General features: G+C 65.4%; 14 protein-coding genes. 10 read left to right on the forward strand and 4 right to left on the reverse strand.

Going from position 1 to position 12,228, the window contains the following annotated elements:
- From VN856_RS13420 to VN856_RS13430, 3 genes are all read left to right on the forward strand, one after another.
- Positions 1-571, forward strand: a 571-nt coding sequence (locus VN856_RS13420) for a uracil-DNA glycosylase (RefSeq protein WP_325689766.1), incomplete at its 5' end; no start/stop codon positions are given.
- A 127-nt stretch (positions 572-698) separates the two neighbouring features.
- Positions 699-1,766 (forward strand): hypothetical protein, encoded by a 1,068-nt coding sequence (locus VN856_RS13425; RefSeq protein WP_325689768.1) that lies wholly within the window; start codon positions 699-701, stop codon positions 1,764-1,766.
- A complete protein-coding gene (locus VN856_RS13430; RefSeq protein ID WP_325689770.1) occupies positions 1,763-2,254 on the forward strand; it encodes a hypothetical protein in 492 nt (163 codons plus the stop codon). Before VN856_RS13425 ends, VN856_RS13430 begins: the two co-directional genes overlap by 4 nt.
- Before the next feature lie 10 nt (positions 2,255-2,264).
- On the opposite strand, the gene VN856_RS13435 is transcribed toward VN856_RS13430, so the two are convergent.
- Positions 2,265-2,519, reverse strand: a complete 255-nt coding sequence (locus VN856_RS13435) for a hypothetical protein (RefSeq protein WP_325689772.1) — start codon at positions 2,517-2,519, stop codon at positions 2,265-2,267.
- A gap of 21 nt (positions 2,520-2,540) precedes the next feature.
- Entirely contained in the window at positions 2,541-2,735 is a 195-nt protein-coding gene (rpmB, locus tag VN856_RS13440) for a 50S ribosomal protein L28 (RefSeq protein ID WP_325689774.1), read from the reverse strand.
- Positions 2,736-2,932: 197 nt separating this feature from the next.
- Between rpmB and VN856_RS13445 the strand changes: the two genes are divergently transcribed.
- Genes VN856_RS13445 through VN856_RS13455 form a run of 3 tightly spaced genes read left to right on the forward strand, consistent with a single transcriptional unit; the run spans position 2,933 to position 7,529 of the window.
- Complete coding sequence (locus VN856_RS13445; protein WP_414686948.1) at positions 2,933-4,594, forward strand: DAK2 domain-containing protein; 1,662 nt, start codon at positions 2,933-2,935, stop codon at positions 4,592-4,594.
- Between the two features lie 2 nt (positions 4,595-4,596).
- Entirely contained in the window at positions 4,597-6,819 is a 2,223-nt protein-coding gene (gene recG / locus VN856_RS13450) for an ATP-dependent DNA helicase RecG (RefSeq protein WP_325689776.1), read from the forward strand.
- Entirely contained in the window at positions 6,816-7,529 is a 714-nt protein-coding gene (locus VN856_RS13455; protein ID WP_325689778.1) for an HNH endonuclease family protein, read from the forward strand. Before recG ends, VN856_RS13455 begins: the two co-directional genes overlap by 4 nt.
- 3 nt (positions 7,530-7,532) lie before the next feature.
- On the opposite strand, the gene VN856_RS13460 is transcribed toward VN856_RS13455, so the two are convergent.
- The gene (locus VN856_RS13460) at positions 7,533-8,378 is read right to left on the reverse strand and encodes an aldo/keto reductase (RefSeq protein ID WP_325689780.1); all 846 of its coding nucleotides are present in this window, start codon (positions 8,376-8,378) and stop codon (positions 7,533-7,535) included.
- Between the two features lie 5 nt (positions 8,379-8,383).
- On the reverse strand, positions 8,384-9,226 hold the full coding sequence (locus tag VN856_RS13465; protein ID WP_325689782.1) for an aldo/keto reductase: 843 nt from the start codon (positions 9,224-9,226) through the stop codon (positions 8,384-8,386).
- On the opposite strand from VN856_RS13465, the gene VN856_RS13470 reads away from it, so the two are divergent.
- The 4 genes from VN856_RS13470 to VN856_RS13485 form a co-directional block, all read left to right on the forward strand.
- Complete coding sequence (locus tag VN856_RS13470) at positions 9,225-10,334, forward strand: alpha/beta hydrolase (protein ID WP_325689784.1); 1,110 nt, start codon at positions 9,225-9,227, stop codon at positions 10,332-10,334. The genes VN856_RS13465 and VN856_RS13470 overlap by 2 nt on opposite strands.
- A 93-nt stretch (positions 10,335-10,427) precedes the next feature.
- On the forward strand, positions 10,428-11,189 hold the full coding sequence (locus tag VN856_RS13475) for a DsbA family protein (RefSeq protein WP_325689792.1): 762 nt from the start codon (positions 10,428-10,430) through the stop codon (positions 11,187-11,189).
- Complete coding sequence (locus VN856_RS13480) at positions 11,186-11,833, forward strand: vitamin K epoxide reductase family protein (protein WP_414686947.1); 648 nt, start codon at positions 11,186-11,188, stop codon at positions 11,831-11,833. The genes VN856_RS13475 and VN856_RS13480 overlap by 4 nt, the downstream gene beginning before the upstream one ends.
- Before the next feature lie 22 nt (positions 11,834-11,855).
- Positions 11,856-12,228 (forward strand): biotin carboxylase N-terminal domain-containing protein (locus VN856_RS13485; RefSeq protein ID WP_325689788.1); only part of this gene is annotated, 373 nt, incomplete at its 3' end.

The following is a 12,228-nucleotide window of genomic DNA, read 5'->3' on the forward strand; positions in this document are numbered from 1 at the left end:
CGGTCGTGGTTACCTGCCTGCCGGTGAGTATGTCTTGCGCGCCTTCACCTTTCCGTTCGACAAGGTCCGGGTTCTGATCGTGGGCCAGGACCCGTATCCGACGCCCGGACACGCCGTCGGTCTGAGCTTCTCGGTGGCCGCCGACGTCCGGCCGCTGCCGCGGAGTCTGGAGAACATTTTCGCCGAATATCGCACAGACTTAGGCTTTCCGGTGCCGTCCTGCGGCGACCTCACACCGTGGGCGCAGCGCGGGGTGCTACTGCTCAACCGAGTACTGACCGTCCAGCCTGGTAACTCGGCATCCCATCGCGGCAAGGGCTGGGAGGCGGTCACCGAGCGCGCGATCCGTGCACTGGTCGACCGTCGACAGCCGATGGTGGCCATTCTGTGGGGCCGCGACGCGTCGACGCTCAAGCCGATGCTGGCCGGCAGCGATTGTCTCTCGATCGAATCACCGCATCCCTCACCGCTGTCGGCGTCGCGGGGATTCTTCGGCTCGCGTCCGTTCAGTCGAGCGAACGAACTGCTGGCTCAGATGGGTGCCGAGCCCATCGACTGGCAACTGCCGTAACGAGCTGAGCTAACGGCGCTCGGTACCGAACGCTGCTGTGGAACAATGACGAACCGCAGCAGGAGGTGATGGTGGTGGCTCAGAGAAACTTCCGGGCGGCGCACGTCGCCGTAACTGGGCGTGATTCGTGACGCTGACGATTGCTGACATCGACCGCTGGAGCGCCGAGGCGGTGCGCGAGGTGTTCCATGCGGGCACCGCGCGCGGACAGGCCACCTTGGAAGCCTCCCGTCAGCTGAGCACGCTGTCGGTCTTCGACTCGTGGCAGGGCGCGACCGCCGAGGCGAGAAAGCACACCAACGCCTCGATTCGGCAAGACCTCGATGAGCACGGCAATGAGTCCTTGATGGTGGCCCAAGCGGCGGGAAGTGCCGCCGACGGCATCGAACGCGTGCAGTCCAAACTGCGCACGCTGCGTCACGATGCCGCCGCGTTGCACATGACGATCGACGCGTCGACCAACAAGGTGGTCCCTGATTCGACATTCAACGGCCCGCCGATGGAAGCCCTGATCGCCGAGCAGCAGCTACAGCCCCGGCTGGATGCCATTGTGGTCGAGGCGAATACCGTCGATCAGGAATTGGCGTCCGCGATCAGCATGGCCGACGGCGACCTACCGGTACCGCTGACGTTCCCGGGAACCCCGTTGGGCGCCCCGCCTGCGGGTCACAACGCCGCGTCCGGTCAGTGGCAAGTCGACTCGTCGCACGGCTACGACAGCCCCGTTCCGCCGCAGGGGCCGGTCGTCCCGTGGCGGCCGACGAACCTTTCCGACAAGCTCGCGACCGGGCCGTCCACCGGTCTGCTCACCACCGACAAGACCGGGCTGAGCGACACTGCCGACGGGTTCGATTTGCAACAGGGCTACAAGATCCGCATCACCGGCAGCCAGGACACCGGGATAACAAAAATGGTCCAGGGTTCGGATGGCAGGTATTACCAAGCCCGTTGGATCGAGAACACCTACGCAATGCAGACGACGAAGGTGATGCAAGGCACCGGCGATCTGGGTGGCATCACCGGCTATCCGATAACCATGCCGTGGAAACCTGTGTCGCTCAACGAAATAGCGAATACCGCGGCGCTGTATCCGGGCAAGACCTTTTACCTTCCCGATGGTTGCGGCGGCACTATTCCGATAGTGAACGGCGCGCTACCGACGCCCACCGTCCCCGTCATGACGGCTCAGCGTTGACCGAGGGAAGCGCCCATTCATTCCGCACGGCGCTGCGATTGTCAGCGGCCGGCGCCTTCGCGGTGACTATCGCCGTCTCGGTGTGGGTGTTGGTCATGAGCCCTGGAGGTAAGCCGGCGGATTGTGCTACCGCACAGCAGATGTGGACGTACTACCAGTCGCAGCTGGCCTCGGCGCGCTCGGCGGCGTTGAAGTCCAAGGGCGACAATGACGCAACCGCGGTGAAGTACCAGACCATGCTCAACGAGTTGCAGGCGTATGCAAACCGCGTCACCACGCCTGATATTCGGCCCCGCACGGACCAGATCGTGACGATCAACCGTGACATGTTCGAGCAGTGGAAGCGTTGGGTCGCGCAAAGTCAGGTCGCGTCAACCGACCCGGCGGCGCCGACCTCGTCGGATACGCAGTTCGGTAATCAGTTCGTCGCGAGCGCTCGAAAGTTGAAATTGGTGCACGCCGAGCTAGAGGCTGCCTGCTCGACCTAACCGTGCGGGCTCACGATTCGTGTCGATCCTGTCCAGCCGAGTTGGTGTCGTCGTCCAGAAAAAGGCTGGTGTCGTCATCCGGGTATGGCCGGCCCGGCGGCGTCACATCCCGGTTGCCCGGTGTCGCTTGCATGGAGTCGGGGTAGTGCGGGTCGACGAAATTGAGATCGTGGCCTTTGCGCTGCAGTGAGCGCCCGACCAGATAGATGGCGGCGCAGACCACGGCAAACGCCGCGATGATGCCGATTACAGCGAGGATCTCCACCGGAGTCCCTCCGGGCCTCAACTAGCCGCGAACGACCTTGCCGGCCTTGAGGCAGGAGGTGCACACGTTGATGCGGTGCTTGTTACCGCCGGGACGGTTGGACACGCGCACGCTCTGGATGTTGGGATCCCATCGACGGCTGGTCCGGCGATGGGAGTGTGACACCGACTTGCCGAAGCCGGGGCCCTTCCCGCAGATATCGCAGACGGCAGCCATACGTGAAACTCCTCAGACTCTGGGGCCAACGACCTTACGGGTGGCCCGACGACCTGGCAAGAATAGCTGCCGTCGGGCGGAACCGCCAAAACGATCAACAATCGGCAGGTGTCGTGTGACCAGTGCTGTCGTTCTGAATAGATAGGCTGGCGCCCACCGATGGCGGCGTGAGGGGGTTGGGGCAGGTGGGGTCGGGACTGACTGAGCCGGGTCGCACGCTGGATGCGTTCGCGTTACGTGACTGGGCGCACACCTGCGTCGGCGACCTGATCACCCATATCGACGAGATCAACCGCCTCAACGTGTTCCCGGTCGCCGATTCCGACACCGGGGTAAACATGCTGTTCACCATGCGCTCGGCGCTGGCCGAGGCCAACACGGACGCGAAATCCGCCGATGTCGTCACGACGGCGGCCGCGCTGTCCGCGGGGGCGCTGAACGGCGCGCGCGGCAACTCCGGTGTGATTCTGTCCCAGATCCTGCGGGGCATCGCCGACGCGACGGCACGCGCTGCTGCCGACTCCGATGATGAACTCCACCAGATCGATGCCGCGCTGCTCGGCGCGGCGCTGCACCGCGGGGTCGACCTGGTTGTCGCCTCGATGGGCGGGCGGGAGATCCCCGGGACGATCGTCTCGGTGCTCAAAGCCGCCGGTGATGCCGTCGAGCAGTCCGCGAGCGCGGGGGAAGGGCTGTCACCGGCGGTCATCGTCGCCGGTGAGGCCGCGGTGATCGCGCTGGAGAAGACTCCCGAGCAGCTTGACGTGCTGGGCGACGCGGGTGTGGTCGATGCCGGTGGCCGCGGCTTGCTGGTGCTTCTGGATGCGCTGCGCTCAACGATCACCGGTCAGGCGCCAAACCGCAAGGTCTACGAGCCGGCGCCGCGTCGGCCGGTCCCCGAAATCGCCGCGCAACCCCCAGCGCCGCAATTCGAGGTGATGTACCTGCTGGGCGGGTGCGACACCGAGGGGGCCGACTTGTTGCGCGAGCGGCTGGATGAGCTCGGTGAATCGGTGGCCATCGCCACGTCCGGGGTCGTCGGTGGTTACTCCGTTCACGTCCACACCGACGACGCCGGAGCGGCGATCGAAGCGGGTCTTGCGGTCGGCGATCCGCGGCGAATCCAGATATCGATGCTCACCAGCGGCGCCAGCGGGTTACCACCGGGCAGTTGGACGCGGGAGCGGGCGGTGCTCGCGGTCGTCGACGGCGACGGCGCGGCCGAGCTGTTCGGCGGCGAAGGGGCCTGCGTGCTGCAGCCCGATCCGCTCGCCGACGACCCGACGACCGTGATCACCGCCCAGCAGTTGCTGCGCGCGGTCGTCGACACCGGGGCGGCGCAGGTAATGATCCTGCCCAACGGCTACGTCCTCGCCGAGGAACTGGTGGCTGGGTGCACCGCGGCCATCGGGTGGGGGATCGACGTGGTCCCGCTGCCCACCGGATCGATGGTGCAGGGCCTGGCCGCGCTCGCGGTACACGAACCGGGCCGGCAAGCCGTCAACGACGGCTACACGATGGCCCGCGCCGCGGGCAGCGCCCGGTACGGGGAAGTGCGCGTAGCCACCGAAACGGCGTTGACCTGGGCAGGCACCTGCGAGCCCGGCAATGGGCTGGGCATCGCCGGCGACGAAGTGCTGATCGTGGCACCCGACCTCGCTTTGGCCGCAACCGGCCTGATCGATCTGTTGCTGGGCGCCGGCGGCGAGCTGATCACCGTGCTGGTCGGCCAGGGCATCGACGCGGAATCCGTCGAGTCGGCGCTGCGCGCCCATGTGCACGACCACCACCCCGGCACCGAGCTCGCGATCTATCGCACCGGCCACCGCGGCGACGCGCTGCTGATCGGGGTCGAATAACCATGGCGTCGCTCAGCGACCGCCTCGATTACATCGTCGGAGCCAAAGCCGCCGGGCCGCTCGACGAGGTATTCGGTATCCGTACGGTCGACGACCTACTCCGGCACTACCCCCGCAGCTACGTCGAAGGCACCACGGTCCGAGGCGCCGACGACGAACAACCGCCTGAAGGCGAGCACATCACCCTCGTCGACGAGATCACCGATGCCGCGCTGCTTCCCATCAAAAGCCGCCCACGGGACAAGCTTTTTCGCGTCACCCTCGGTTCCGGCCGCGGCAAGGTCACCGCCACCTTCTTTCATCCCAAGAAGTGGATCACCGACCAACTGTCCAAAGGCACCCGCGTCATGTTGTCCGGGGAGGTGGGTTATTTCCGCGGCGCGATGCAACTCACGCACCCTGACTTTCTGGTACTGGACGCCGCCGACGGAAGAAACCGTGGCAGCCGGTCACTGAAGATGATCGCCGACGCCTCCCAGGCGGTGAGCGGGGAAGTACTGCAGGAGGCATTCGAGCGCACCTTCTACCCGATCTACCCGGCCAGCGCGAAGCTGCAGAGCTGGGACATCTTCAACTGTGTTCGACAGGTGCTCGAGGTGCTCGATCCGATTCCCGACCCGCTGCCCGAAACGCTCTGCGCCGCGCACAGGCTGGCCTCCGAAGACGAGGCCCTGCGCGCCATCCACCTGGCCGAGAACGACGCCGACCGCAGGCGGGCCAAGGAGCGGTTGGCCTTCGACGAAGCGGTGGGTCTGCAATGGGCGCTGGTGTGCCGGCGCCACGGCGAACTGGCCCAATCCGGGCCGGTGGCACCGTCGAGTCAGACCGGCCTCAAACACGAACTGCTGCACCGCTTGCCGTTCGAGCTGACCGCGGGCCAGCGCGAGGTGCTCGACGTCCTCTCCGGCGAACTCGCGGCCAACCGGCCGATGAACCGGCTCCTACAAGGCGAGGTGGGTTCTGGCAAGACCATCGTCTCGGTGTTGGCGATGCTGCAGATGGTCGACGCGGGCTACCAGTGCGCACTGCTGGCACCTACGGAAGTTCTTGCTGCACAGCATCTTCGATCAATCAACGACGTGCTCGGCCCGCTGGCGATGGGTGGTCAGCTCGGCGGTGAGGACAGCGCGACACGTGTCGCGCTACTGACCGGCTCGATGTCGCAGGCGCAGAAGAAGCATGTCCGCACCGAGATCGCCGGTGGCCAGGTGGGCATCGTCGTCGGCACGCATGCGCTGTTGCAGGACGCGGTCGAGTTCGACCGGCTCGGCATGGTGGTCGTCGACGAGCAACACCGCTTCGGGGTGGAGCAGCGAGATCAGCTGCGGGCCAAGGCGCCTGCCGGCATCACGCCGCACCTGCTGGTGATGACCGCCACGCCGATACCGCGGACCGTAGCCCTGACCGTGTACGGCGATTTGGAGACGTCGACGCTGCGCGAGCTTCCCCGTGGCCGCCAGCCGATTACGACCACCGCCATCTTCGTCAACGACAAACCGGCCTGGCTGGACCGAGCCTGGAGTCGCATCGTCGAGGAAGTCGCCCAAGGGCGGCAGGCCTACGTGGTGGCGCCCCGAATCGACGACAGCGACAGCAGCGGGCAGGCCGAGAAAGACCAAAGGCCCTCGGCGACAGTCGAGGAACTCTATGCGCGACTGGGCCGCGATCAGCTGTCCGGTCTGCGGCTGGGGCTCATGCATGGCCGGCTGACCGGCGATGAGAAGGACGCCGTGATGGCGGCGTTTCGGGCCCGCGAGATCGATGTACTGGTGTGTACCACGGTCATCGAGGTCGGTGTCGACGTTCCCAACGCGACCGTGATGCTGGTGATGGACGCCGACCGCTTCGGGATCAGCCAGCTGCACCAGCTGCGCGGGCGCATCGGCCGGGGCGAACACGCCAGCATCTGTCTGTTGGCCAGTTGGATGACGCCGCACTCACGGGCGGGCCAGCGGCTGAGCGCGGTTGCCGGGACGCTCGACGGTTTCGAGCTTGCCGACCTGGATCTGCAGGAACGCCGCGAGGGAGATGTGCTGGGCCGCAGCCAGTCCGGCCGTGCGATCACGCTGCGGCTGCTGTCGCTGATCGATCACCGCGACGTCATCGAGGCGGCTCGCGACTTCTGCGAACAGGTCTACGAGGATCAGGCCGCCCATCCTGGATTGGAGCTACTGGCAGCACCTTTCACCGGTAACGAACGCATCGAATTTCTGGACAAGTCATGACCCGCAAGACATGGCTGTGGCTTTCGGCGATCACGATTCTCACTGTGCTGGTTGCCTATCAGGCGGTGGTCACATCGACGGGGGATCGCGACCGGGAGTTCGCGGCCCGCGCCGACGTTCCGACTGTGCAGCCCGGCGTCGACGTGCTGGGCGGAATCACTTTGGTGCCGTGGAGGGTTCGTCACTACGACTACCACCGAGCGGCGTTCGGCGAAGCGTGGACCGACGACAACGACGCCCCCGGTGGGCATAACGGGTGCGACACCCGCGACGACATCCTCAACCGCGACCTGGTCGACAAAACCTTCGTGTGGACCAAACACTGCCCCGATGCCGTCGAGACCGGCACTCTGCACGACCCGTACACCAACGCCACCATCAACTTCCACCGCGGCGCCAAGGTCGGCGAGGCGGTGCAGATCGACCACATCGTGCCGTTGGCGCTGGCCTGGGACATGGGCGCCAACGACTGGCCCGTCGCGCAGCGGATCCGCTTCGCCAATGACCCGGCGAATCTCCTTGCCGTACAAGGTCAGGCGAACCAGGACAAAGGTGATTCCCAGCCCGCGCTGTGGATGCCGCCCAACGCCGCGTTCCACTGCCAGTACGCCATGCAGTTCATCGCGGTGTCCCGCGGCTACGGGCTGCCGATCGATCTGGTGTCGAGCAACGTGCTGCGTCAGGCCGCGGCGGGCTGCCCGACCGGATAGCGGCTAGATGCCGGTGTAGGTCAGCGGATCCTCGCGCACCCGGGTGCCGTCATTGAGCCCGTTGAGGGCTTCCATGTGTGCGGCGGTCAACTCGAAATCGAAGACATCGAAATTGCCGGCGATCCGCTCGGGGTTCCCGGACCGCGGGATCACCACGTTGCCCAGTTGAATGCTCCACCGGATCAGCACCTGCGCCGCCGTGCGCTCGTATTCGGCGGCGATCGACGTCACGGTGGGGTTATCCAGCAACCTGCCGACCGCCAGCGGGCTGTAGGCCTCGGTGACGACGTTGTGTTGTGCGTTCACTGCTCGTAGCTCGGCCTGGTTGAGCAGCGGGTGCAGCTCGATCTGGTTGACGGCGGGAGTGACGTAGGTCAGGTCGATCACCGTCTCGAGGTATTCCTCGTTGAAATTGCACACCCCGATCGAACGGGTATGACCGTCGCCGCGGGACTGAATGAGGCCCCCGAAGGCGTCCACGTATTTACCCAGTTGCGCCTGTGGCCAGTGGATGAGAAAGAGGTCGACGTAGTCCAGCCCGAGCTTGTCCAGGCTGACCTTGACGGCGTCCTGGGCGACGTTGAAACCGTGATCGGCGTTGGCCACTTTGGTCGTGACGAACAGTTCCGCACGGGGAATTCCGGAGGCCGCGATGGCGCGGCCGACGGCGGCTTCGTTGCCGTACACCGAGGCGGTGTCGATCAGCCGATAGCCGATCTCCAGCGCCGTCGAGACGGCGCGTTCGGTCTCGTCATCGGACAACTCCGCGACGCCGAGGCCGAGCACCGGCATCGTGTTCTCGTCGTTGAGTGCGATGGATGGGACGTAGGCGCCCGACTCGCCGGTCACGTCATTCACCTGCCTGTGAAGTCGAAGGTTCGTGGATCAGGACCCAACCGGTTTCCGTCGTCGAGCGATGAGATTGACGCCATGTCGTTTTCGCTTAGTTCGAAATCGAACACGTCGAAGTTGCTCGCAATCCGTTCAGGGTTTACTGACTTGGGAATGACGATGTTACCGAGCTGAATATGCCATCGAATCAGAACCTGGGCCGGCGTTCGGCCGCGGTCCTCGGCGACCGCGGTGACGGTGGGATCGGTCAGCAACGAACCCTGCCCGAGCGGGCCCCACGCCTCGGTCGCGATTCCGAGGCGGGCGTGCAGCTCCCGAAGCTCGGTTTGCGGCAACCGGGGATGCAGCTCGACCTGGTTGACGGCCGGCACGATCCCGGTGGCATCGACCAAAGTATTGATGTGCTCCGGTTGAAAATTGCTGACCCCGATGGACCGGATCCGGCCCTGGTCACGCAGATGGGCGAACGCCTTGAAGGTGTCGACGAATTTATTCAGTTTCGGCATCGGCCAGTGCACCAGGTAGAGGTCGAGGTAGTCGATCCCCAGCCGATCCAAGCTGGCGTCGAATGCGGCCAGCGTGCTGTCGTAACCCTGGTCGGCGTTCCACAGCTTGGTCACCAAGTAGAGTTCGTCTCTGGGCACGCCGGACTCGGCGACAGCGCGGCCGGTTTCGCGTTCGTTTTTGTACATCGCCGCGGTGTCGATATGGCGGTAGCCGGCGCGCAGCGCGGTGCCCACCGCCTGCTCGGTGTCCGCGGGCGCGATCTTGAACACGCCGAATCCGATGGCGGGAATGCAGTTACCGTCGTTCAATTGGACCAGGGGATTTGAGGGGCTAGCCATGACACGAAGTCTGCCAGGCGCGCCGGACGTGCAGGTCAAAGCGCCGAGTGGGTGGGCAGGTCGGCTGCAGAGCGTCGCCACCAAAGTCGGTCTTAAGGTCATTCCCTGGGTGCCGAGTCGCGCCATACGGCTGCTGGCCGGCGGCCGCTCGGTGACGATCGATGGCAACACGCTGGATCCCACGTTGCAGCTGATGCTGTCCGCGCAGCGAGCTGTCGGCGTGACCGGTTTGGTCGTCGACGACGACCCGGTTGCCTCCCGGACCCAGGCACGAGAGATTGCGCTCGCCTTCGCGGGCCCGCAGGTTCACGTTGGGGTCAGCGACCTGTCGATACCCGGACCGGCGGGCGAAATCGCGGCTCGGCACTATAGTCCGGCAACCGCCGAGCCGGCGCCGCTGCTGGTCTACTACCACGGCGGCGGCTGGGTGATCGGCGACCTGGACACCCACGATGCGCTGTGCCGGTTGACCTGCCGCGACGCGGACGTCCACGTGCTGTCGATCGACTACCGGCTAGCGCCTGAGCATCCTGCGCCGGCCGCCGTCGACGACGCCTACGCGGCCTTTCGATGGGCGCACGAACACGGCCGCGACCTAGGGGCGATCCCCGGCAAGGTCGCCGTTGGCGGAGACAGCGCCGGTGGCAACCTCGCGACAGTCGTGTCGCGGCTGGCACGCGACGACGGGGCCCCGCTACCAGTGCTGCAGTGGCTCCTGTACCCGATCACCGACCTCACCGCGCAGACCCGGTCGCTCACCCTGTTCGCCGACGGCTTCGTGCTGACCAAGCACAACATGGATTTCTTCCACGCCCAATACCTGGACGGTTCTGGTGTCGACCGGACAGATCCACGGGTATCGCCCTCGCTGGCCGAGAATTTGTCGGGGCTGCCGCCTGCGCTGATCGCCACCGCGGGCTTTGACCCGCTGCGCGACGAGGGCGAGCAGTACGCGGCCGCGTTACAAGCTGCCGGTACTGCCGTCGATTTACGCTCGATGGGATCGCTGACCCATGCCTTCGGCAACTTCTTCCAGCTTGGCGGTGGAAGCGCGACGGCCACTACGGAGTTGATTTCGGCGCTGCGGGCCCATCTCAGCCGCGTCTGACCTGGCGATAGCGACGCCGGTAGGCTTAGTCGCTATCGCAGAGCGCATCGCGGCCGGACCGCGAAGCCGACTATCCGGAGTGTGAGCAAGCCCGTGGCCGCCAAATCCAACCGCCCAGCCCGATACGACCTCAACGCCGCCAGTCGCAGACGCGACCTGCTGGTCCGGATCGGGCTCACCTCGATCGTGGTGCTGTTCGCCGTCGTCCTCGTCGGCTACATCGTGATCTCGCACGACAAGAAGACCGCCGCCAGCGGCGCGCGGGCAGTCCGGGTGACGTCGAGCAAGCTGGTCACCAAGGACGGCAGCCATGATCCGAAAGCGGTCGTGACGTTCTACGAGGACTTCCTCTGCCCAGCCTGCGGCAATTTCGAGCGAGGGTTTGGCCCGACGGTGAGCAAGTTGATCGACGACGGCGCTATCGCGGCCGACTACTATATGGTGGGCCTGCTGAGCAGGCCGCAGAACCAGGACTACTCGTCGCGAGCCGGTAACGCCGCCTACTGTGTCGCCGATGAGTCGGTCGATGCCTTTCGGCGATTCCACACCGCGTTGTACACCAAGGACATTCAGCCCTCCGAGACCGGGACATCGTTCCCCGACAACGCCAAGCTGATCGAATTGGCCCGTGAGGCCGGCGTGGTCGGCAAGGTCCCGGAGTGCGTGAAGGCCGGCAAATATCTGCCGATGGTCGACGGGTTGGCGACATCGCAGGGTATTCACGCCACCCCGACCGTGCGGATCAATGGCCAGGACTACCAGTGGTCGACGCCGGACGCGTTTGTCGCCAAGATCAAAGAGATCGTCGGGGATGTGCCCGGAATCGACTCGGCTGCGACCCCAGCGGCGTCGTGACTGCCACGGCATCAGCCAAACCGGATGGGCCGGTGGAGGACTCGACGCCGCCGTCAGCCGCGCAGTCGGCCGTGTCGAGGGCCAGTGCGTGGTGGATACTCATCGCGGGCGTGATCGGGTTGATCGCCTCGGCGACACTGACGATCGAGAAGATCGAACTTCTGCTCAACCCCGCCTATGTGCCGTCATGCAACCTCAACCCGATCGTGTCGTGCGGTTCGGTGATGACGACGCCACAAGCATCGGCGCTGGGTTTCCCGAACCCGTTGATCGGCATCGGCGCATTCGTCGTCGTGACGGTCACCGGCGTATTGGCGGTAGCGAAAGTGCCACTGCCACGGTGGTATTGGGTCGGGATGACGCTCGGGACTCTGGCCGGCACGGCGTTCGTGCACTGGCTGATCTATCAGAGCCTCTACCGCATCGGGGCATTGTGCCCGTACTGCATGGTGGTGTGGGTGGCAACCATCTCGCTGTTGGTCGTGGTCGCCTCGATCGCGTTCGGGCCGAGCGGTGAACACCGCGGTGGGGCGGTTGCGCGCGAGCTCTACCATTGGCGCTGGTCGATCGCGACAATCTGGTTCACCGCCGTCTTTCTGCTGATTCTGGTCCGGTTCTGGGCCTACTGGTCAACGTTGATCTGAGCAATCGAAGTTAGGGATACAAGTGATTTCCAAAGTGCTGGTTGCCAATCGCGGTGAGATCGCGATTCGGGCGTTCCGGGCCGCCTATGAGCTTGGTGTCGGCACCGTCGCTGTATATCCCTATGAAGATCGAAATTCGTTGCACCGCCTGAAAGCTGACGAGTCTTATCAGATCGGCGATATCGGCCACCCGGTACGGGCGTACTTGTCGGTCGGTGAGATCGTGGCCACCGCCCGCCGTGCGGGCGCTGACGCGGTGTATCCCGGGTACGGCTTCCTGTCGGAGAACCCCGAATTGGCGGCGGCTTGCGCGCGGTTCGGCATCACCTTCGTCGGCCCCGGTGCCGAAGTGCTTCAGCTGACCGGTAATAAGTCTCGTGCGGTGGCCGCGGCGC

Source organism: Mycobacterium sp., assembly GCF_035603715.1.
Taxonomy (GTDB): Bacteria; Actinomycetota; Actinomycetes; order Mycobacteriales; family Mycobacteriaceae; genus Mycobacterium.